Source organism: Francisella sciaenopsi (assembly GCF_045862875.1).
In the GTDB taxonomy this organism is placed as follows: Bacteria; Pseudomonadota; Gammaproteobacteria; order Francisellales; family Francisellaceae; genus Francisella; species Francisella sciaenopsi.
Map to the genome: position 1 here is coordinate 84,372 of NZ_BTHG01000001.1, position 22,881 is coordinate 107,252.

Sequence of the window (22,881 nt, forward strand, 5' to 3'; positions counted from 1 at the left end):
TTGTGATATAAGTAATCGATATTTATCTAATGAGGAGAAAACATGAACAAAATATTAACTACAGCAAATGGTGCTCCAGTACCTGATGATAATACAAGTATTAGTGCAGGTAAAAATGGTTCACTCACATTTGATAATTTTCGATTATTTGAGAAGTTAGCACATTTTAATCGCGAGAGAATTCCTGAGCGTGTAGTACATGCAAGAGGTACTGGTGCATATGGTACTTTTACTCTTGAAAAAGACTTATCAGATTTGACAGTAGCAGATTTTTTAATAGATCAGAACAAACAGGCTGAGGTTTTTGTACGTTTTTCTACTGTTGGAGGAGGTCAAGATTCAAGTGATTATGTTAGGGATGTGCGTGGCGCAGCTATTAGATTTTATACCAAGCAAGGTAATTTTGATATTGTAGGTAACAATACTCCAGTATTTTTCATAAGAGATCCTAGTAAATTTCCTGATTTTATTCATTCTCAAAAAAAGAATCCTCAAACTAACTTACCAGATCCTGCAGCCCAGTTTGAATTTTGGTCAAAAAATCCACAGTCTTTGCATCAAATGACAATATTGATGTCTGATAGAGGTATTCCAAAGAACTATAGACATATGCATTTATTTAGCTCACATACATTAAGCATTTATAATGAAAAGGGTGAGCGTTTTTGGGTTAAATGGCATTTTAAAACACAACAAGGAATTAAAAATCTTACAAATAAAGAAGCAGCTAAACAACCAAGCTATGGAGCTCAAAAAGATTTGTTTGATGCTATAAAGAGTGGTAACTATCCCAGGTGGGATGTTAAATTACAAATTATGACTGAGGATCAAGCAAAACAATATAAAATAAATCCTTTTGATTTGACCAAGGTTTGGTCTCATAAAGATTTGCCACTCCAAAAAATAGGTGTTTTAGAGTTAAATCGTAATGTTAATAATTATTTCGCTGAAGTAGAGCAAGCTACTTTTGCTCCTAATAACCTAGTACCTGGTGTTGGTGCATCTCCGGATAAGATGTTACAAGCTAGATTACTAGCTTATCAAGATGCCCATAGATATCGAGTAGGTGTAAATGCAAGTCATATACCGGTAAATGCTTCAAAATGTCCCATGCATAATTATCAGCGTGATGGAGCAATGGCTGGTACAGCTCTTAATATATCACAAGCGGATGTACCTAATTTTTATCCAAATGCACATTCTGATTCTCCTTCAGATACTAAGCAATATATAGAACCACCTTTAAAAATAGATGGTTATATTGATTATTATGATGCTCAAGGAGAAGATAACTATTCACAAGCTGGAGATCTCTTTAGATTAATGAGTGAATCTCAACAGCAACAGTTAGCTAGTAATATTGCAGAAGGATTGGTACATGCTAATCAAGAGATTCAAGAAATAATGCTTGACCAGTTTGCTCAAGCGGATAAAAACTATAGAGTTAAGGTCAAAAAAGCTCTTCAAAATACTAAATAAGACTTATTTCTTATTCATCTTCCAGAGTAGGCTACTAATATAAGCTCGTCTATTTTCTTTACAAGCAACCATTAGTAATTTAGTAATTTTTAGATTATGTGCATCAGAAAATAAAATAATCAGCATTTCTCTAATATAGTTTGTATCTAAAGTAATGTAGTTATCTGTGCCAATACCCAGTTTGATACCTTTTTTCTCCCACCAGCTAAAAGGGTGGTCTTTGTAGTCTGGAATAGCTGTAGTTAATTTGAGATTTGAAGAAGGAAGACCAACAACACCAATATCTTTACTGATAATTCTATTTAAAACATCGTGTTGATATCTTTCTATTTCAATAGCTGTATGGAATTTTATTTTTGTAAATTCTAAAACTTCATCAGAATTTAGTTTTATTCCATTTGTGATTTTATCTCTAATTGAAGAGTTATTTTCATTCCAATGAATTTCTTGTATCTCTCGATATTCCATAGATTTGTCATCAAGAGGTTGAGAATTTTGATTAAGTTTTAGAACCTTTTGTAGCAATCTTTGAAAGTAGTAGTTTGGATTGATACCTATTGATAGACCATGCTCTAGCGTATCAATATTCCAAATATTTAGAGCATTATCAACTGCTTGAACACCTTTTTTTAGTGTGTGGAAAGTCTCTCCGTGGTGCGAACGAATTTTGAAACCATAATATTGCAGTTTTCTAATTCCTTGTTTTAATGTTTCAAAATGGGCTTTTTTGTAGATATTTTTTTCATCACCAACAGTATCTATATCTTTCATTACATTCTGTAGAAATGGATACTTTTCTAATATATCGATTAGACAGTTTACTTGGTGTTCAAAGCTTTCTTTTTTTGTTTTAAACTTTGTAGCATCAAAAAAATTAGCTTCTTTTCTAAATGATGGAGAAAGCACATAACCAAAATCTGGATATTCTTCTTTGAATTTCTCAAAACCTTCATGAAGTCCTAGAACTACATCTTCTTCTGTAGCTAAATCCTCATTCAAAATTGCTTCTTTTTCATCACTTGTAGAGCGTGATAGTGTGAATTTAAGCCTAATACTTCCAACATTATATTTATGATATAGTTCACTAGCCATGTGATAAGCAGCATCTATATGATCTTGTTTTGTATTGAGAATAATTTTTGCAAGATACAAAAGATCTAAATATCTCGAGAATTTTTCACCATCTTTTAAAACTATAAGTTTTTCAACATCTCCTATAGAGTTTATTGGTAGTGCATTTTCGCCATAGATATTTACTATTTTTTGGCTATAGATATTACCATTTTTACCATCTAAAAGTTTCTTGAGACGCGGGTAAATAAACTCTGCTGAGAGAGAGCCTGTTAGGTGGATATGTTCTTCATGATATTTAAGAGGGAAGCTCTTTAAAAAGTCATAAAATGCTATACCAATAGGATGATTTAGTAAGTCTTCTATATCTAGCTCATCATTATTAAATAATTTGAGTTTTTTTATAAAATCTTGAAGGCATTGTGACTCTTGTTTATTTAGATTCTCATAACTTAGTAGTTCAAGAGTATTAAATATTGATAAACCATTTGTTTCAATAATTATTTTATTTAACTTTTTATTTAGAGAATTAATTTCAGACATTGATTAATTTGGTTAAAATCTTTTTTAATCATGTAATTATAAAGTTATTTTTATCTATGATAAAGTAGAATTATTAGCAGCGTTTAGTTTGAGTGGAGTTAGACAAATGAAAATAAATTTAAAAGATATCAGTTTTGAGGCATTTAAGCCAGGAGTTTCTAAAAAGTTATTAGCTAGAGATGATTCAAGAAACTTTCAAATAGATTTTATTAGATTAGAGCCAAATGCAAAGTTAAGCCAACATAGCCATCCAGATGTTGAGTGGGTATATGTTATAGAGGGTTCTATGTGTGATGAAAGAGGAGAGTTTAGCAAGGGTGATTTTTTTATCAATCCTATTAACTCACAACACTCTGTTGTTTCTGGAGCTAATGGTTGTGATATTCTATGCTGTTGGTGTGGCGAAATTAAAGATTGTTAATATGATTTAAAACTTTTTGGAAAACTTCTTCGATAGATAGGTTGCTAGTATCAACTAAAATAGCATCATCAGCAGGCTTCAAAGGAGCTACTTTTCTATTTCTGTCTTGAAAATCTCTTTGCTCGATATCATTTTTGATTTTATCAAAATCAGGGTTTTCACCTTTTGTCAGTAACTCATCATATCTTCTTTGGGCTCTAACTTCTGAGCTAGCGTCTAAGAAGAATTTGTATTTAGCATCAGGGAAAACAACTGTACCCATATCTCTACCATCCGCTACAAGTCCAGTATCAGTTGCAAAAGAGAGCATTTTATCATGTAACATTTGGCGTACTTTTGGATATGCAGAAGTTTTTGATGCTAGCATACCAGTTTGTTCGGTACGGATAGCTTTAGTCACATCAGCATTATTTAGAAGGACTATTATAGAATCATTTTCGACTTTAAACGATATGTCTAGTGATTCAAGCTTACTACAAACATCATCTTCACTATCTAGATTAGCACCAGCATTATCGCAGTGTAATGCTGCTATTCTATATATTGCGCCACTATCCAAAAGCTTATAGTCAAAATACTTTGCTAATTTTTTTGATAATGTTCCTTTACCGACACCACTTGGTCCATCTACAGTTATTATTTTAGAGTTGTTCATTCTCAAAGCCTTGCATAAATTGTACTAATTTTTCAACATCTTCTAGACTAACAGCATTATAAAGACTAGCTCTACAGCCACCGACACTTCGATGTCCTTTTAAGCCATAAAAACCAGCTTTACTAGCCTCACTTAGGAATTTATTGGTTAATTCCTCATTCGATAAATGGAATATAACATTCATGTTAGAACGATATTCTGGCTTGATATCATTTTTGAAAATTTTTGAATTATCTATAGCTGAGTAGAGTAGATTTGCCTTTTGATTACTAAAAGTTTCTACATTTTTCAAATTTTCAAATTTGTTAATTAAATATTCTAGAGTCAACTCGAAAGTAACCCATGAGATAACAGAAGGAGTGTTGTAAACTGAATTTGATTTCTTAGTAACTAGATAGTCAAATACTACTGGAATATTATTCTTGGCTTTGATTAAAGAATCTTTGACTATAACTATAGTCAAACCAGGTATACCAGCATTTTTCTGCGCGCCAGCATATATCAAACCGTAATCACTAATATTTATAGGCTTTGATAAAAAGCTTGAGGACATATCACAAACTATTTCTGTGTTGCAAGACTTGGCAAGTTTGTTAATCTGAAAACCGTCTACGGTCTCATTATCTGTGTAATATATATAGTCGTATGTATCAGCTTGGAAACTTTGAGCAATATTATCATCATATTTCACTGCATCTACAGACGTAAATTTAGCAGCTTCTTGAGCAGCTTTTTCTGACCATTGCCCACTACATACATATAATGCTCTATTATATTTATCTGATAAATTCATAGGTATAGCAGCAAATTGTGCAGTAGCGCCGGCTTGCATTAGAAGCACAGAGTAGTTATCCGGAATGTTAAGTAAACTTCTCAGATTTTTTTGAATAGAGGCGTGTACTTCATCAAAAACTTTATCACGATGTGAAATAGATAATAAAGATACGCCAGTATTTTTATAATCAACCATCATTTGTTGTAACTGTTCTATTATAGATGTAGGCACAACAGCAGGACCTGCACAAAAATTAATTTTCATAATTTAAAAAACCTCTAATAATTTGAGCTTATTGTAACATATTTATTTTTCACATAAATGATATGTTTTTTACTTGTAAACACTATTTAATCCAATCTCTTGGCTTTATATATTCATATACTTTTTCTTCTTCACAACCAGGCTCAGGTTGCCAATTATACTTCCAAGTAGCCATAGGTGGCATTGATGATAGTATTGATTCTGTACGCCCACCACTTTGAAGGCCAAATATCGTACCTCTATCGAAGACTAGATTAAATTCGACATATCTACCACGACGGTAAAGTTGAAAATCTTTGTGCTTTTGTGAATATGCGATATTTTTTCTTTTTTCTACTATTGGTATATAAGCATCTAAGTATGAATTTGCACATTCAGTCACAAATTTAAAACATTTATCAAAAGATTTGTCATTCAAATCATCAAAAAATAACCCTCCAATGCCTCTACATTCATCACGATGTTTTAAATAAAAGTATTCATCACACCATTTTTTGAAACTAGGATAGTAGCTAGCATCATGCTTATCGCAAATATTTTTTGCAGTTTGGTGCCAATGAATAGCATCTTCCTCAAAAGGATAGTAAGGGGTTAGATCAAAACCACCACCAAACCACCATATAGGATTATCTGTATCTGCACCAGCAACAAAGATTCTAAAGTTAGCATGAGATGTTGGTACAAAAGGATTGCGAGGATGAATAACTAGTGAAACACCTGTCGCAATAAATGATTTACCAGCAAGTTCTTGTCTCTTTGCTGTAGCTGATGGTGGTAAAGCATCTCCGTAAACTCTAGAGAATGCAACAACGCCTTTTTCAAAAATTTCGCCATCCTCTATAATCATAGAGTTACCATAGCCTTTGAGCTTTTGTTCAGGAGTGTTTGGCTTTTGCCATTTATCACTGATGAATTTAGCCGAGCTAGTTTCAGATTGCTCAAGAGTAGATGTGATTTTTTGTTGTAGTTGAGTTAAAAAGTTCTCAAATTGTGTGATTTTTTCTTGCATAAGAGTTATAGCCTTTTATGTTGAGAATTTTATCTTAAAAGAAATATTTAAATATATTATATTTTAACAGTAGGAGTATAAAATTGCTTGTAAAAATATGATTTGAATTTTGATTGTTTATATTAGAAGTTAAATTTTACTTTTTGCTTTTTTACGAGCTATCTCTTTTGCTTGTTGTTTTTGTTGTTTATTTAATTTTGCTAATTTTTTGGCATCCTCACCAACATGTGAAAATCCTCTTTCAGCAGCTATTTGAGATTGTTTTTCACGTTCTGCAAAGCGAGCTTTTTGCTCTTCTGTAATATTATCATAGCAATGATGACAGCTTATACCTTTGACATACTCTGGGCGTTTTTTGTCCTCTTCGGTGATAGGCATACGACAAGCAAAACATTGATCATAGCTACCTTTCTCAAGATCATGATTTACAGCTACTCTTGAGTCAAATACAAAACATTCACCTTCCCACATAGATTCTTCTTTTGGTATCTCTTCTAGATATTTTAAGATACCACCTTTTAGGTGATAAACCTCATCAAAACCTTTAGCTTTCATTAAAGCTGTAGATTTTTCACATCTAATACCGCCAGTACAAAACATGGCTACTTTTTTGTGCTTTTTAGGGTCTAAGTTTTTGTCGACATATTCCGGAAACTCTCTAAAAGTCTCTGTACTTGGATTGATAGCATTTTTGAATGTACCTATTTCTATCTCATAATCATTACGAGTATCTACAAGTATAGTCTCTGGATCTGATATAAGAGCATTCCAATATTTAGGCTCTACATACTTTCCGCAGACTTTATTTGGATCAATCTCATCGATACCAAGAGTTACAATCTCTTTTTTAAGTTTTACTTTTGAACGATAGAAAGGCATTTCTTGATGATAAGATTCTTTGTAGTCAATATCAGCTAATCTAGAGTCAGATTTTAGATATGCTAATAAAGCATCTACACCTTCACGAGATCCTGCTACTGTACCGTTAATACCTTCATTAGCAAGAAGTAGTGTACCTTTGACATTATTTTTTATCATAGTATCAAGCAGAGGCTGGCGCATAGCTTCATAATTTTCAAGTGTTACAAATTTGTACATTGCGCAAACAACTATTTGTGACATATTTATTCCTAGAAATTCATAATTAATATAATTAAAGATTTGCTATTATAACAAATATTACAATTTTTGTTAGAATGAGTTAATAATTGTGTCATCTCATAAATATAGTATTTGGCTAATACCAGCACAGAAATATCTCTTAGCTCTAGCTAGATATATCAACTATAATTCTTATATTGCTAGGCAACCATCATTTATACCTCATTTAACACTATTTAGCTCTGCTAAAAATATTGTTGAAGATTTTGGGTATTGGGCAAGTCAGCTTGATTATGAGAGTATCTCATCAGATATTAATAGTATAGCTACAGATAGAGACTCTTATTTTATGAATTATTATCTCAAGTTATCAAAAACTATACAGCTAGATAATCTTTTTGCTAGTGTAAGAAAATTAGATATAGAAAGTGAATATAATTTAGATCCTCATGTTAGCTTAGTGTATGGTGCGACTAATCATGACAAGCTTTTGAAATATCAATTTTCTAATAAAATTATCTTTGACAAAATAGCTATAATCAAATATTTCCCAGCAGATACAGCAACAACAGTCATGAGTTTTGAGATAGTTAAATCATATAAACTATTAAATTTGTAGTTTAATAGTTTTACTTTATGATTAGATGTTTTATTATTTTGAGACAGTTTTATTATATTTAATCATTTTTTATGTTTTTTAAAAATCTTACAGCATTCAAAATTACTGATATTAATATAGATATTTTTGAAGATTCGATGAATAAACTCGCATTTATTCCTTGTAGTAATTCTCAGAAATCTTCGAGAGGTTTTACAAATCCATTTATAAAAGATGAACAATGCCTTTTTAAGTTTAATCATTTAGCTGCATTTTGTTTGCTTACTGAAGAAAAGATCCTTCCTGCTCAAGTTATTAACCAACAAGCACAAGAGTATATTCAAGAGTTAGAGCTTACTAGATATGTGAGTAAAAAAGAAAAAACACAAATAAAAGAGGATATGGAGCAAAAGCTACTACCTCTAGCATTTAGTAAGTTTAGAAAGATTCATGGTTATCTAGATCTGACTAATAACTATCTAATAATTGATAGTGTTTCAGAAAAGCAGATTACAGAAGTTTTAGATCTATTGCATAGATGTGAAGCAAGGTTTGAACCTGTTATCAAAGAAGAGACGGATATTCTAACAGAATGGCTTGTCGAAGATACTTATCCAGTAGATATTGAAATTGCAGAAAAATGTAAGCTAACAAGTGCTATAGGCGATAGTATTGCAAATATCTCATGTCAAGGTAGTTCGATGTTGAATGATAATATCAAATCATTTATTGATAGTGGAGGGTACATTACAGAGCTAGCTGTAACTTGGAAAGAGCAGCTTGCTATGACAGCAAATACTAAGTTACAGTTTAAAAGTATTAAATTCTTAGATGGTATAAAAGATTTAAACAAAGAAGATAATGTTGGTCATGAAGTTGATTTATTGCTAATGGCAGATATTTTTGCTGAGCTTATTACAGCTATGCAAAGTTGGATCAAAGAAGATGAGAGTTTGTAAATATGATATTAAATGATAATCAATTAAAAGCATACGAATATGGTCTAGCACATCACCCAAGTTTAAAAGAAGGGTGCAAAATTTTTTTAGAAAAAGATTTTTTGAAAGTTCAGCTGACTGAAAATGACGCTACGATAGAAAAAATATTCAAACATGATAATACTAAAGCAGGCTTAGTAGCATTGCTAAAAAGTGATGAAGTGAAAAATTTATTAGGTTTTGATTTTTCAAATTTGATATCGATTATGTGTATTCGATAGTTGAGATAAACTACTGGTACTCGCAACTGGATTTTAACAACAAAATAAAAACCTTTATTTTCAATGCTTTAGGTTTGATGTGATTTTTTGTATACCATGCTTTGTATACCGCTATATTGAATTAACTTATTTGTTTTGATGTTTTTTCTATAAGCCCTATAATATTTTGATAAATTTCAGATTTATATTTATTATCAGTATTTAAGTCTTGTTGAAGTTGTTTTGCAATAGGTAATATTTTGCTAGTTATATTTTGTATTCTTTTTATACAATATGCTTCTTTAAAACCAATAGATGTACCTAGCTCTAAAAAGTGTTTTTTCTGTATTTGACAAAACTTATATTTACTATCAACCTTCATTGACATTTTAGCCTTTTGATATGGTTGACCATAAATTATAGTTGATAAAATATCATACAAAGGAGCAAGCTCTATTTTCGAATTTTTATATAATAGTGAAAAGTTTTTTGCATGAGCATCACCATTTCCTATTAAAAAATTGAAAATACTAGCATCAAACAGAGCTACTTTATTAGTTAGAGACATCTTACCATGTTTAATAAGAGTATTTATTAATTCAAAACAGTCAATAAGTGAAGGTCCACCTTCATTTTGATATTTAATATCTGGTTCAATATCCAAAGCTTGACAAAAATCTTCTTGATGGAGTCTAATAATTTTTCCGTCAGGTGAGACTTCTCTATCATATCTCTCTACTATATAAAAAGGATTATTTTCTAACCAAATAATATCTGGATTTGAAGTGTTTAATCCCATAGCACTAGCTAATCGCATACAAAAAAACTCATTAAAGACAGTATCATCTAGCCCATCAATTGCTGGTTTAATAATATGAGTAGATGGAGTATTGTGTAGAGGAATAGCAACTTGATTATCTACCAGGGCTATCATCATCTTATCTTGAGCACCAGCCCCAGAAATTCTAAAATCATCCTCACCAATAAGCAAAGGTCGAACTTTAAGTTCATTAAAAAGCCTATAAGCTTCGTCATCCTTTAAAATACGATAATCATTATCTGTATGATTATCAACTGATGGTTGCCCATCATATACTGATATAGCGCCAGCACACTCGCCACCAATAGCTTTGAGAAGCTCAAAAGTATTCTTATTAGAAATATGTAAATATTTTGCTAATCTTGATCTAGCAGGCTCATCAGGTAATAATCCAGAAAAAAATGGGTGAACTACTTCATGCTCATACTCGTTTTCAGATATAGGAATGCTTATGGATATAGGTTGAGCATTCTCTAAATCTAAATATTCTTTTGAATAATTAAAGCTTAGTTTTGAGCCTTGTTTTTTTAGATATCCAATATGTATGTCTTTTAAAAATACATTTAGTTGGTTAGACATTATCAATCCTCCATCCAATCACATCCAACAGAAATTACTAAGCCTAAACTACTAGCAAGTTGTATAACTTTTCCGATATGAGCTGTACTCTTACCATTTTCAACTTCACCTATAAATCTAGTTCCTAATCCAGAAATACCAGCAAGATCAGCTTGAGTTAAGCCTTGCTTTTTTCTAGCCTTTCTAATTAATAAACCTAAGTCTTTACTATCAAATATATTTTTTTGCATACCATATTCCCTATCGGTAAGAATCCATGTTATAAACTCAAAAAAGATAATATTAATTACCGTACGGTATTATTATATATGTTTTTGATATATTTATTCTAAAATATTACCGATAAGGAATATTTTCTAAAAGTAGATTACAACAATTTTGTCATCTCAAAAGCGTGACATCGTGACAAGCTTTAATTTATCTGATATATGCAGGTATACCCATTATTTGAACTTATGTGACAAAACCAGTAGCTGAACTTGTGAGAATATTTGAAATTTTTAATTTCTAATATTCGCAACAAGTAAAGACCGAAGGTCGCTATCTTGAATTAAATATTCTGTCAACAACTAATGCAGTAGTTTCTTGACAAAGTTTAGTCTGTTTAATGTCAAAAGCAGTTTGAATTTTCATTCATAATTTTCCATAGGTCGGAATTCTCCTGACCTAAAAATATTAAATACGTTAAGAATGAACTCAAGGAGACTAGAATGAAGAAAATAATAAAATTGCGAGCTGTAATAGAATTAACAGGATTATCACGATCAACGATTTACGATTATATGTCTAGAGGCATGTTTCCAAAACAGATAAGGCTTGGAGAGAACTCAGTAGCTTGGCTTGAGTCTGAAATAGTCGAATGGCTCGATGAGAAAATTAAACAAAGAGATGAGGCTTAATATGATAACTAATATTAAAGATGCTCAGATTGTATTTGAAGAATTAGCTAAGCTTGATGACCTTCAATATGAGCGAATATATGAAGAGAAAGCAAAGGAGCTAAATGTGAAGCCTTCTTTTGTAACTAAGCAAGTAGAAAAAATCAAAACATTAGCAAGAAAAGAAAATGATGATATTGTTGAGAGTATTGATTGTTTTGATGGTTCTGTTTGTGGTGTTGAGCTAGCTAATCAAATTGAGAATATATTTGATAGATATGTATTTTTATCTGAAGGTGGTAATACAACTATTACATTATGGATCATGGGAACCTATGTGTTTAATTCATTTAGAATATTTCCCAATCTATCTATTACCAGCCCTGAACGCAGATGTGGCAAAAGCTCTACTCTTGATCTAATTGAGGCATTAGCTAATAAGTCACTATTAACTAGTAACATTACGCCAGCAGCTATTTTTCGACTAATAGAAAAATATCAGCCAACGCTTCTTATTGATGAAGCTGATACTTTTGTATCTGGTAGAAACGATGACATGATAGGAATCATCAACTCTGGTCATGCAAAAAATAGAGCTGTAATTATTCGAACAGTTGGTGATAATTACGAGTCGAAGAAATTCTCTACATGGTCACCTAAGGTTTTTGCATCAATAAAACCATTACAAGGAACAGTTATGGACAGATCAATTGAAGTACGACTACGTAGAAAGACTATACATGAAATTGTAGATCGTTTACCAGTCAACTTTAAGGATGAATGTTTAGATATTCGATCTAAACTTTTAAAGTGGGGAGTTGATCATCAGGATGATATTCGCTTTGCCAAAGTATCTCTACCACGCATTGAAAATGATCGAGCTATGGATAATTGGCATCCACTATTTTGTGTTGCTGAGAATTTAAATAGTGATTGGCTTGATAAATGTATCAAGGCTTACAAGGTTATTACATTTAATAGAGATGAGAAAACTCATCAAATACAGCTACTTGAAGATATAGCAGAAATATTTGAAGTTACAAATTATGAGCGTATTTTTACTGCTGAGCTCATTTCACACCTCATACAAATGGAAGAAAGACCTTGGGTTAGTTGGCTTCATGGTAAACCTATAAATGCAAATGCTCTTGCTAAAATGTTAGCTGGATTTGAAATTTACTCTTCAACTCTTAGACGAGATTATAATCGAAAAAAAGGTTATAAGCGTTCAGATTTTGAAGACGCATTTAATAGGTATTTGAGCCGAAATAGCTAGATAAATTAGAAATAAAACATAACGGCAAAGCATTAACTTTGGGTGAGTTTTTAGATGATTTATTACTTTTGTCAAAGTAACTAAATAATCAAGGTAATTTATCAAGCTATTAAATAAACCCCAAAGGCTAGAGTTTCTCAATATCGTCCGCCCTTAGCTGTAAGCAGGGCGTTTGACAGAGCCGATATTTGACTAACTCTTCGCCGCTTCCCCAACAATTTGGGGAATGCTCAGCCCACCGTCTGCGCTACGCTTGACCAACGAGTTTCACACGATGGACTAAAGCCGAGCAAAGCACCCTGTCGCAGGCTAAGGGCACAGTAACAAGTTTGCTAGTCTAAGTTCCATCACGCTGAAGCTGGCAAAACCCGTTGGTCAACCCTATCAGGCCGACGGTGGGCAAGGCGTAATGCTTCGCATAATTTAATACTTAGAAACGCTAATGTAAAAGATTTATATAACCCAACGGTCATCTAAATCTACTAGCGTTTCAGATTAGGAGTTAAAAAAATGAAACAAGATATATATAAAAATAATATCAATATACAGATATTACTATTAATGCTGATTTTATTACCAGTGATTTCAGCTATAGCAATTTTAATATCAGCAAGGAGTCCAAACCTACAAGGATTGTTTACAATTTTGGAGAGAATATCAGGAGGTTTTGGCTTTCATTCTGACTATGGTTGGCTTTGGCGAGCTGTGATATTTTTTCCATTTTTAAGCGTTGCACACTATATAGGTTTTACGATGCTTAAATCTCAACAGCAAACTTTTGGTATTCAGAGTTTAAGATTAAGCGTCAGAGCATTATTTATATTTGTCATTTCATGCTTTTTAATAGGAGCTGGTTGGGTAATAGCAGTTTATGTATCCAAAGTAGTGAATTTTATGAATTTCTACGGAAATATATTCGATAGGGTAGCAACTTTAACAAATCAGTACCCATACCTAAAAGCTTACTCTTTGCTAGAGGATTATATATGGGCTAACTTAGTATATTTCTATATAACATTAGCTATAGTTATAGTAATTCATATAGTCTTATCTAAAACTGTATACCCTAGAAAAATAGAGCCAGTATTTAGTGATTATATTTCTAACATAGCTTCTAGCAATAAAAGAAGTGAAGGATTAACCAGCTCTAAAGATGAACTTGATGAATTAAAATATAAGCTTGGTAATCTAAAAAACTTTGATCCAAATAAATATTTTCAAAATCATCATACTTTCATTGCTAGAGATATAGATAATAAAGCTAAGCCTATTTATATCAATGATAGAAAAATCATTGATAGAGAATTGCCACATTTTGCTATAGTTGGCGCAAGTGGTTCTGGTAAAGGTGTATTCTCGCAGTCATTTTTGGTGCAAATGATTAATAAAGGATATCCAGTAATAGCTTTTGATCCCAATAACGATGAGCATGTTATGAAAAACCTAAAATATAACGCTGAAAAGATGGGTAAAAGATTCCACTGGATAAACTTTAAGGACTATAACAGACCTCAAATAGATTTATTACAAAACTGTAGCCCTTATGAGTTTAAAGAGCTAACTAACTTACTATTCCCATCTCTAAAGATCAAAGATACAGATGGTAACTATTATGCTCAATTCTCTAGGGATGCTAGACAAAACTACTATGAGAAAGAGCTAGATGGTGTTAGCTGTATGTATCACTTACATAAAAAAGTATTTGATAAATATGGCGAAGATGCTTTAAAAGATGATAATGGTAATTTACCGCAGTTTGTAAAAGAATTTCTTAACTTTGCTAACATTGAAATGTTTAAGGTTCAAAATAGCCTATCAATAGCTGATGCTATTGAGGATGGAGATGTTATTTATATATCATGCCCAGAGATGTCCGCTGATGATGAAATAACTTATTTATGTAAAGCTTTCTTTATAAGGATTCTACAGATAATTAAAAATAGAGATCCAAATAACTCTAAGCATGTCTTTTTGTTTGTGGATGAGTTCGCAGAGTTTGTAAATAAATCTGTTAAATCGGCTATAGAACAAATAAGGAAGAAAGGTTGTACTATGCTAATGAATATGACCAGTTTCGAATCTCTAGAAGGTATAGATTCTGATGTTAATGGTAAAGCAGTTATGACGGCTGTTAAGATAAACTCATTAAAGCTTATCTACCAACAACCACATGAAGAAATATCAGCTAAAGCTAGCAAAATGACTGGTGAAAAAATCATCAAAGTTGAAAGACAGCATATAAAAAGAAATGAAGCCTTAAAAGAGTTAGATCAAATAGCTGAAACTATTCAAACCTCACAAAAGACTAGTGTATTTAGTTCAACTCTTTTAGAAAACCTACCTGCTAAAGTCGGTATCTTTATTGGACAAGGAGAAGCTAAGCTAGTACAAACAGATGTACTTAGATATCCAAGTGATACTGAATATCCTACTCTTATACAAGCAGAGCCTTATAGCTTAAGTAATTCTAGACTTGTTCAAGAAGAGAGTAATGACATTATGGGAGCTTTATAATGATTGAAACAAGAGGTAGAAAAGATCTTATAGAACAAGGTAATAAAAGAATAAAGCTTGCTTTAAATTTCTTAGCTGATGAAGTCTATACCAATAGACAAATTTTAAAAGAAGTGACTGGGATTACCTCATCTCAAGGTATTGGTGGATTTATCAAAAGGCTAGAAAAACTAGGCTTTGCTAGAGAGATAAATTTACCAAGTGTGGAAGAACCAAATAAAACTTATAAGATAATAGGTATCTCTTCACAAGGTATGGCAGAAACTAATCATCTTGATAGAAGAGGTTTTGAAATAAGCAAACTTAAACATGGCCAATTATTACATAAGTTTCTATGTCAGCAGATACATTTACAAGCCATTAAACAGAATGACAAATATATTAGTGGTAGATGGCTAACTGATGAATGGTTTGGTGGTAAAAATGTCAAACGACCCGATGCTATTATCATTACACAAGATAACCAAAAAATAGCTATAGAGGCTGAGCGTACAATTAAGAGTAAATATCGCTATCAGCAGATAATAGTGCAGTACCTTAAAATGATAAAAGCTAATCAAATATCTAAAGTTAGATATGTTATGCCAGATCAAGCTAAGACACAAATGGTTGAAAAAGCTATGAGATCTATAAAATCAGTGACTATCTCTACTAATGGTCAGAAACGACAATTTAATCTAACTGAAGATGTTTGGAAGTGGTTTGAGTTTATAAATATAAAAATCTAATTTAAATCAAAAATCTATAAAAAAATCCTTGAAATATTGTATTTAACCCTCATTTATAAATAATGTGCTAATAAAAAATAGCACTATTGTGAGTACATGGTGTGAAGGATTTTGAACTGAACAATCACAATTCTAACTATATGTACTCCATTTTGCAACTAAAAATTTAGCAAGGAGCTAAAATGGAAAAAAATATAGATAAATGGTTATCAAAACTTTATGAAGATATAAAACTTGGATATAAAGATGGGAGTGATATAAAGAGTAAAAGAACTCAATTGTTAGGTGAAGTGAAAGAAAAACTTAAAGGTAGCGAATATAACTTAGTTGATTCTTTTGATCAAGGATCATATGCACTTAGGCTAGGAACTAAACCTATAGGTTCTGAATCATATGATATAGATGTAGCTCTTGTATTTGATAATATACCTGAAAATGAAGAATGTAAGAAAGTAAAAAAAGAAATTTTCAATATTCTTAATAAAGTACACATGAGACAAGTATATTATAAAACACCTTGTGTAACTGTAGAGTATAATGATGGTTACCATATTGATTTTGCTATATATAAAAAGGATAGTTACGAAGATCTATATCTAGCATATGGAAAAGAATCATCAAATAATCAAGAGTGGAAGCAAATGGACCCAGAAGGTCTAATAAGTCATATAAAAGAGCAATCAAATAATAATGAATTGTTTAGACAAATAACTCGGTTAATAAAGTATTGGAAAAAGAAAAATTATCAAAACTTAAGTGGTGAACCTGCTTCAATAGGCATAACACTTATGTTAGTTGATTATTTCAAATGTTTTCCAAGTAGTTCATCTAACGTAATCGAAAAACTATTGTTAGCATTAAAATATTTAAAGAATCAAAATTTTGAGAGCTATAACTTACCAGTAGAAAATTATTCAAATATTTTTTATAAAATGACTACTAAACAGGCAGATGATTTTAAAAATAAGTTAGGTGATTTTATTGAAGCATTAGAGTGTGCTATCGAAGAAGATGATATAAAAATTCTGCAAAAATGTTTTGGGCGAAAAGATATTGATGTGAAAACAGAAAGTGTTAAACCGTATGTTACGAGTGGTTTAAATGCTTGATTTAGATAAATTAACCTTTGAGAAGGTTATAGATAAAGAGATTAGAGATGATTCTTTGTTTGTGACCTTGAGTGGGAGACAAAATTTAGTTTTCAATGTTGAAATTAGAGGATTAGATGTTTTACCTTTTAGTTTTCCTTCTGTTTACTTAAAGAATGAAGATTTAATTGGAAAAATTCCTCATATTTCAGATAACGGTTTAATATGTTATGAAGCTGCTAAAGAAAGGACTATTGTAAATTATCATCTCTCATCTGATGATTTATTGAATGTTTATATACAAGATATTTTAAAATTTCTAGATAGATGTAGTTTAGCTGTTTATAAAGATGAGCTTTATGATGAAATAGAAGGTTTTTACTCGGAATTAAAATATATTTATTCTGGATATTATGCTACGAATGAATCTTCATATATCTATCTAAAAACAAAGGATATGAAAGATCCCTATTTTATATATGAGAATATCAGAGGTATTGGGAACCTTGATAAAGAGATATCTAAAAACGATATTATTATCAATGGTGTTCATTTTGCTTTAGATGATTATATAGATCCTGTTGACTTAGACGATTTATTTAAAAATATTTGGATTAAAATCAAGTCTGAAGAAAAGAGAAAGTTTAATCTTGACTTCAATAGTAAGAAGCCGCTATATATTTTAATTAGTCTACCTAGAATCTCTAATGATAATGAAAGAGCTCAGTTTTTATTTAAAATAATATCTGAAGAAAATAGAAATAGTAATTTATTAGATATAAATCTTGAAAAAATTCAGATTGAGATATTTAAGATTAAGAGAGTAAATAAAGAATATTTAACTCAAAGAGGCGGTGCAAGTCTTATTCATGATGAGATTTCAATCATAGGGGTTGGCTCTGTAGGCTCTGAAATCCTATCAATATTATCTAAAAGTGGTATATCAAAATTTAATATCTTCGATTTTGATTATATGAGCACGGATAATATTTATCGACATAGATTAGGCTTAATATATACAGGTTTTCCAAATAGTATTAGAGGATGTAGTAAGACAGAATCCTTAAAAAATCATATTGAAAAAAATATTCCTTATGTAACTATAGATGAGAAGCGTTGTTACTTTACTGAAGATAATATAAAAGAGCTCAACAAATCTTCTATTACAATAGTTTCGACAGGAGATGTTTCACAATGTTTGAAACTTAATTCAAAACTTATTGAAGCTAATATTAAAAATATAATTTATGTTTTTAATGAGCCAAATGGATATGGCGGTCATGCAATATATATCAATATGGAAGAAATGTGCTTTGAGTGTTTATTTAATTTTGATAATCAAATTGAGGATTCATTTGGGTTTATAAAATCAGATGAATCTAAAGTTACTAAAAATCTCACAGGATGTGCTGGTACATTTACTAGTTTTAGCTACTTAGACTCTGTTCAAACAGCTACACTAGCATCTAGGTTAGCTTTGGAGGTTCTTTTTAACCAAAGAAGTAAATCCACTATCTTTAGTTGGAAAAGTGAATTTGCTGAAGGGTTAAGTACTACTAGCAATTTTGATAATATATCAAATGCATCACAGATTAAATTTCTTGAAAAGAATATTAATTGTAGGTGTTGTAATGAGGATTAATATTTCAAGCTCATGCTTAAAAAAAATCAAAAATCATATTCAATACGGAAATAAAAAAGAGAGCGGTGGAGTTCTTCTTGGTAAATTTATAGAAGATACTTATTTTATTAATGATATTACCGAACCACAACTAGAGGATAAGGCAACGCGTAATACCTTTTTTAGATCATCTGCACATAATATATTAGTAGAAAAGCTCTGGAAAGAAAGTTCTGGTGAAATAACTTATATTGGGCTTTGGCATACACATCCAGAAGAATGTCCTATGTATTCAAATGTAGATGAAAAAGATTGGATGAACGCATTAAAAAATTCTATTTATGAAAGTGAGGGGTTAATTTTTCTGATATTAGGTACTAAATCATTGAATATTTGGTATGGTGAAGGTGATAAATTAGTTTTTGTTAAGGATATAATATATGAAAAATTTGAATGAATTTGCTGAAAATATTGAAAAATATGGTTTCCGTGTTTTTTTTATTGCTATGGGTTGTGCAGCTTTAGCTTTAGGACTTGCAAAAGAGCCATCTACTAAAATGCTGTGGTATTACATACCAGCAGTAATGCTTTTTGTCTTAGCTTATGTTTTTCGTAAGAAACCAGATGTAACCTTAATTAGAGTTAATGGTTTTATGAAAATGCAAGGTAATGAGGAAAGATTAATCAAATCAAAATATAAAAATAATTTTGTAGAGCCTTTTAATTTATCAGTAGAAAAATTAGATGATCCAGAAAAATTGATTGAGGTGTTTAATAAAGAATATACTATAGATGTTACTAAGTACTTACCTCAAAAAACTAAGAAAGTAATAATTGGTAAAGCAAGAGTACCTTTCCTTTTTATTTATGGATATATGCTTAGGGAATATAAAAACAATATAGGTTTTATTGAAATAATAAGGGATACTCCTCCTCTTTTCCTTAAAAAAGAAAAAGATAGCAATAGGCATTTGGAAACTGAAATAATTAAACACAAAAACATTGATACCTCAGAAGTAAATGAGTTAGCTTGTTTAGTATCTATAACAGGTAGTATTAAAGAGAGTCAGCTACCAGAGGATTTAACACTTGATGAAATAGTAGAGATTAAAAGTTCTAAAACTGGCTATGATCAAATTAGGTGTAAAAATGATATTGATAATATAGCTAAGAGTTTTAGAGAGGATCTACTTACATATCCAAATATAAAACATTTACATTTATTTATATCAGCACCAACAACAGTTGCAATTAGATTAGGTATGGAATTTCAAGAAGGTACTATGCCTGAAATATCTATCTATAATTATAACAGTGGTGAATATAACTACTGTATATCTATTGATAAGCAAAAGTGCTTTAAACTCAATCACCCTCTACAATAGCTAGTAAAAATAGCCACTTCAAACACCTAACAAATCCACAAAATCATCTGATGCCAGCCCAACAGCTTTAGTATAGCCACTACTAAAAAAGTATTTATAACCTCTAAAAAACATCTAACTTTGCTAATCCATAAGTACCTAGATAATCATTGCATAGCTTTAGCTAATGCGATGACTAAAATAAGCTCTTCGTTTGTATTTTTTGCCTAATGCCTTTTGTCACTGTAATACACCAAACCAGTTTGCCAATACCATATAAAATCAAGGTTTTGCCTGTGAGTTCCACCATGATTTTCTATGTTTTGTAATTGGCTGTCCTTCAAGTTGTTGTAACAGTGAATACAAAAGGAGTAAAAAATGACAACAAACTACGAGCCTCAAATTTATATCGCATGTTTAGCAAGCTATAACAATGGTATCCTATACGGTAAATGGATTGACGCAAATCAAGATGTTTCAGCTTTAGAAGAAGAAATCCAAGAGATTTTAGCAGAATCACCTATGCCAGATGCTGAAGAGTGGGCAATACATGATTATGAAGATTTTGATAATCTAGGTTTGTCAGAGTATGAAAGTTTAGATACTATATCTCAAGTAGCTCAAAACATAGTAGAACATGGTGAGATTTTTATAGAAGCTTATAAATATACAAATAGCATTGATGAAGCTATCGAAATGATAAATGATCGTTTTATAGGCTTGTATGACTCAGTTGAAGACTATGCAGAAGAAACTACAGATATTTCATCAATTCCCGAATATCTAAGATACTATATCGACTTTGAATCTTTAGCTCGTGATATTGAGTTATCAGGTGACATCACGACCTTTGAAATTGATAATCAAATAGCTGTTTTCTTTTAAAATATCTTATGTCTTTTTATTTTTTATCTAGCTAAACTACAAGTAAAAACTCATTCAAAAACTATTTTTAAATGAAAAGCAAAAGTGACTACAATAAAACTCTAGATAGGCTCCTAATAATTTTAAATTATCTAAATAATAACCCCAATGGTTATACATCAAGTGAGCTAGCATCAGAGTTAAATGTTTCTATAAGAACTATCCAAAGAGACTTATCTGAAAGATTATCAGCATTTCCAATATATAAAGAAGCTCGGAAAAGGAGGTTTGTTAAAGGCTATGATTTGAATAATAATATGAGTACAAAAGACATTTTAATATTATCTATCATTGATAAATTTGCAGAAAGTATCGGAGGTGATTTTAATAAAACTACTAAGAGAATTCTATCAAATGTAGCTAATACAAATATTAGTTCAATATATACTTTATGAAACAATAAATAAAATTACAGTGATTATGAATAATACTAATCCAATAGAAATAAATGTGAAATATACTATTACTAATGACTATATCTTTGAAACTAGGATAGAATCTTTAGAGGGAGTTGTAAACGTAGATGATGAGTCAAGGATAAAGTTTTTATCTGACTATAAAAATATTACCGCAAAAGAATTTTTAATTTCGGAACTTGAAAAAGTATCAAGTTTTGTTAACGATTTAAACGTAAAGTATAATAAAAAACATGCTATTAATTATGTGTTTTCTGCAATTTTCACAGAGTCACTAATGAATATACAGCCAATTATAGATATTTTTAAAGTTAAAGAGGTTGATGTCCATTTAAAAAAAATATCTGAGTCATATTACGATCAAAGTTTCAAGGAAAAAACAATTGCTGAAATTCATAGGTTATTTCAACAAAGATATTTAGCATATTTTATATGTGCTTTTATCCATCATAAAGATAATGTTTTCTCTGCTTTGAAGTGGCAAGAGTATAATACAGATATCTTTCCTATAGATGATATTGAATTTAAAAATGTAGAAATTATTCAACATGAATTAGAAGAAACTTGTTTAGGTAATCATTTTTTAGATAAGGATAATATAAATAACAATACGATAGCGAAAGTAATATATGGATATCATACAAAAGTTATGTGTGAAAAATTTCAAGATAACTGGGGTAAGAACCGTTTTTCTAGAGAAATATTTGATTATTTTGATATAAATATAAGTAAATTTATTCTGAAGAGAAGTGAGTCTAGTCGACCTGCTAAACTAACTTTTTCAGCAAATCCTAAACCTAAGAAACAATTTAAAAATCTTGAAATTAGAGAGCTAAGAAATATAATTTTCTCATTACTACTTTGCTATTGTAACTATGCAAAAGTATACATAAATTTCTATGAAGCAGATAAGCTAAAAAAGAAACTTAATGATGGAAAGTATGAAAAAGGAGCAACAACTGATATTGAAGTTGCAAAACTAGAGTATGTTTTAGAGTATTTAAAATCCCTAAAAGACGGTAAAGACATTCAAGATAAAATATTTACATTTAACTCTCATGATATATCAGGTGTAACAAACCCATTTGCTACAGATAATAAAGATGCTATTTATGATGACAGACTTCCTAACTCAAACATAAAATCACAAAATGCATTTATTCAACATTCAATGGGCATTGCTGGTAATATAGAATTATCTATTACTGAGTATAGAAAAGAGTTATCAAAACTAAGTATATTTCAAAAGTATAAAACAAAAAAAACATCTGAGTTATATGAAGAGTTCTATACTGAATCAAATAAACTACAAGAAAATAAAGAGCTATTAACAGAACAGTTAAACGACTTTTGGATTAATCAAGGTCACCTTTATATGTTAGTAGTATTTGTTTATGATGAAATATTTAATAGTATGAATGTCCCGAGTTTCATATCAAAGTTAATTGATATCAAGTCAAAAAGGCGAGATAGATACTTAGCTAATATTACCGCTAGATTCAACTATGACTATTGCCGTTGGCTATCTTATGCGGCGGATATTTATGATTTATAGCGCA

General features: G+C 30.6%; 23 protein-coding genes. 16 read left to right on the forward strand and 7 right to left on the reverse strand.

Annotated features, from left to right (window positions below; all coding sequences use genetic code 11):
• Positions 1-42: 42 nt before the first annotated feature.
• Entirely contained in the window at positions 43-1,479 is a 1,437-nt protein-coding gene (locus ACKTR7_RS00420) for a catalase (RefSeq protein ID WP_407876515.1), read from the forward strand.
• Positions 1,480-1,482: 3 nt separating this feature from the next.
• On the opposite strand, the gene ACKTR7_RS00425 is transcribed toward ACKTR7_RS00420, so the two are convergent.
• The gene (locus ACKTR7_RS00425; protein WP_407876516.1) at positions 1,483-3,093 is read right to left on the reverse strand and encodes an amidohydrolase family protein; all 1,611 of its coding nucleotides are present in this window, start codon (positions 3,091-3,093) and stop codon (positions 1,483-1,485) included.
• A gap of 106 nt (positions 3,094-3,199) precedes the next feature.
• On the opposite strand from ACKTR7_RS00425, the gene ACKTR7_RS00430 reads away from it, so the two are divergent.
• Positions 3,200-3,514: a cupin domain-containing protein gene (locus ACKTR7_RS00430; RefSeq protein ID WP_044526079.1), complete on the forward strand. Its 315-nt coding sequence runs from the start codon at positions 3,200-3,202 to the stop codon at positions 3,512-3,514.
• Here ACKTR7_RS00430 and cmk read toward each other — a convergent pair.
• The 4 genes from cmk to trhO all read right to left on the reverse strand — a co-directional run bounded on the left by cmk (position 3,501) and on the right by trhO (position 7,339).
• The gene (gene cmk, locus ACKTR7_RS00435) at positions 3,501-4,169 is read right to left on the reverse strand and encodes a (d)CMP kinase (protein WP_407876517.1); all 669 of its coding nucleotides are present in this window, start codon (positions 4,167-4,169) and stop codon (positions 3,501-3,503) included. The two genes, ACKTR7_RS00430 and cmk, sit on opposite strands and share 14 nt — an antisense overlap.
• The gene (gene serC / locus ACKTR7_RS00440; protein WP_407876518.1) at positions 4,156-5,208 is read right to left on the reverse strand and encodes a 3-phosphoserine/phosphohydroxythreonine transaminase; all 1,053 of its coding nucleotides are present in this window, start codon (positions 5,206-5,208) and stop codon (positions 4,156-4,158) included. Before serC ends, cmk begins: the two co-directional genes overlap by 14 nt.
• Positions 5,209-5,290: 82 nt before the next feature.
• Positions 5,291-6,217, reverse strand: a complete 927-nt coding sequence (gene hemF, locus ACKTR7_RS00445; RefSeq protein WP_407876519.1) for an oxygen-dependent coproporphyrinogen oxidase — start codon at positions 6,215-6,217, stop codon at positions 5,291-5,293.
• Between the two features lie 129 nt (positions 6,218-6,346).
• Positions 6,347-7,339: an oxygen-dependent tRNA uridine(34) hydroxylase TrhO gene (gene trhO, locus ACKTR7_RS00450; protein WP_407876520.1), complete on the reverse strand. Its 993-nt coding sequence runs from the start codon at positions 7,337-7,339 to the stop codon at positions 6,347-6,349.
• An 88-nt stretch (positions 7,340-7,427) separates the two neighbouring features.
• On the opposite strand from trhO, the gene ACKTR7_RS00455 reads away from it, so the two are divergent.
• The 3 genes from ACKTR7_RS00455 to ACKTR7_RS00465 all read left to right on the forward strand — a co-directional run bounded on the left by ACKTR7_RS00455 (position 7,428) and on the right by ACKTR7_RS00465 (position 9,135).
• Positions 7,428-7,937 (forward strand): hypothetical protein, encoded by a 510-nt coding sequence (locus ACKTR7_RS00455; RefSeq protein ID WP_407876521.1) that lies wholly within the window; start codon positions 7,428-7,430, stop codon positions 7,935-7,937.
• A 71-nt stretch (positions 7,938-8,008) separates the two neighbouring features.
• Positions 8,009-8,875, forward strand: coding sequence for a recombination-associated protein RdgC (locus ACKTR7_RS00460; protein ID WP_407876522.1), 867 nt, complete (start codon positions 8,009-8,011; stop codon positions 8,873-8,875).
• Between the two features lie 2 nt (positions 8,876-8,877).
• Entirely contained in the window at positions 8,878-9,135 is a 258-nt protein-coding gene (locus tag ACKTR7_RS00465) for a hypothetical protein (protein ID WP_222830844.1), read from the forward strand.
• A 121-nt stretch (positions 9,136-9,256) separates the two neighbouring features.
• On the opposite strand, the gene ACKTR7_RS00470 is transcribed toward ACKTR7_RS00465, so the two are convergent.
• On the reverse strand, positions 9,257-10,513 hold the full coding sequence (locus ACKTR7_RS00470) for a type II toxin-antitoxin system HipA family toxin (RefSeq protein WP_407876523.1): 1,257 nt from the start codon (positions 10,511-10,513) through the stop codon (positions 9,257-9,259).
• Positions 10,514-10,515: 2 nt separating this feature from the next.
• On the reverse strand, positions 10,516-10,743 hold the full coding sequence (locus ACKTR7_RS00475) for a helix-turn-helix transcriptional regulator (RefSeq protein WP_071304258.1): 228 nt from the start codon (positions 10,741-10,743) through the stop codon (positions 10,516-10,518).
• Between the two features lie 480 nt (positions 10,744-11,223).
• On the opposite strand from ACKTR7_RS00475, the gene ACKTR7_RS00480 reads away from it, so the two are divergent.
• From ACKTR7_RS00480 to ACKTR7_RS00530, 11 genes are all read left to right on the forward strand, one after another.
• A complete protein-coding gene (locus ACKTR7_RS00480) occupies positions 11,224-11,412 on the forward strand; it encodes a helix-turn-helix transcriptional regulator (protein WP_407876524.1) in 189 nt (62 codons plus the stop codon).
• Between the two features lies 1 nt (position 11,413).
• On the forward strand, positions 11,414-12,667 hold the full coding sequence (locus tag ACKTR7_RS00485) for a DUF3631 domain-containing protein (RefSeq protein WP_407876525.1): 1,254 nt from the start codon (positions 11,414-11,416) through the stop codon (positions 12,665-12,667).
• An 894-nt stretch (positions 12,668-13,561) separates the two neighbouring features.
• Complete coding sequence (locus tag ACKTR7_RS00490) at positions 13,562-15,181, forward strand: type IV secretion system DNA-binding domain-containing protein (protein WP_407876889.1); 1,620 nt, start codon at positions 13,562-13,564, stop codon at positions 15,179-15,181.
• Positions 15,181-15,909: a TriL protein gene (locus ACKTR7_RS00495; RefSeq protein WP_407876526.1), complete on the forward strand. Its 729-nt coding sequence runs from the start codon at positions 15,181-15,183 to the stop codon at positions 15,907-15,909. The genes ACKTR7_RS00490 and ACKTR7_RS00495 overlap by 1 nt, the downstream gene beginning before the upstream one ends.
• Before the next feature lie 182 nt (positions 15,910-16,091).
• Positions 16,092-17,018 carry a cyclic GMP-AMP synthase DncV-like nucleotidyltransferase gene (locus ACKTR7_RS00500; RefSeq protein WP_407876527.1) on the forward strand — a complete coding sequence of 309 codons (927 nt, stop codon included), beginning with the start codon at positions 16,092-16,094 and terminating at the stop codon, positions 17,016-17,018.
• Positions 17,011-18,639 carry a ThiF family adenylyltransferase gene (locus ACKTR7_RS00505; protein ID WP_407876528.1) on the forward strand — a complete coding sequence of 543 codons (1,629 nt, stop codon included), beginning with the start codon at positions 17,011-17,013 and terminating at the stop codon, positions 18,637-18,639. The genes ACKTR7_RS00500 and ACKTR7_RS00505 overlap by 8 nt, the downstream gene beginning before the upstream one ends.
• A complete protein-coding gene (locus ACKTR7_RS00510) occupies positions 18,629-19,075 on the forward strand; it encodes a Mov34/MPN/PAD-1 family protein (protein WP_407876529.1) in 447 nt (148 codons plus the stop codon). Before ACKTR7_RS00505 ends, ACKTR7_RS00510 begins: the two co-directional genes overlap by 11 nt.
• Positions 19,059-20,003, forward strand: coding sequence for an SAVED domain-containing protein (locus ACKTR7_RS00515; RefSeq protein WP_407876530.1), 945 nt, complete (start codon positions 19,059-19,061; stop codon positions 20,001-20,003). Before ACKTR7_RS00510 ends, ACKTR7_RS00515 begins: the two co-directional genes overlap by 17 nt.
• A 357-nt stretch (positions 20,004-20,360) precedes the next feature.
• Entirely contained in the window at positions 20,361-20,867 is a 507-nt protein-coding gene (locus ACKTR7_RS00520) for an antirestriction protein ArdA (RefSeq protein ID WP_407876531.1), read from the forward strand.
• Between the two features lie 71 nt (positions 20,868-20,938).
• Positions 20,939-21,301 carry a helix-turn-helix transcriptional regulator gene (locus tag ACKTR7_RS00525; protein WP_407876532.1) on the forward strand — a complete coding sequence of 121 codons (363 nt, stop codon included), beginning with the start codon at positions 20,939-20,941 and terminating at the stop codon, positions 21,299-21,301.
• Positions 21,302-21,326: 25 nt separating this feature from the next.
• Positions 21,327-22,877: a hypothetical protein gene (locus ACKTR7_RS00530; protein ID WP_407876533.1), complete on the forward strand. Its 1,551-nt coding sequence runs from the start codon at positions 21,327-21,329 to the stop codon at positions 22,875-22,877.
• The last annotated feature ends 4 nt before the right edge of the window (positions 22,878-22,881 follow it).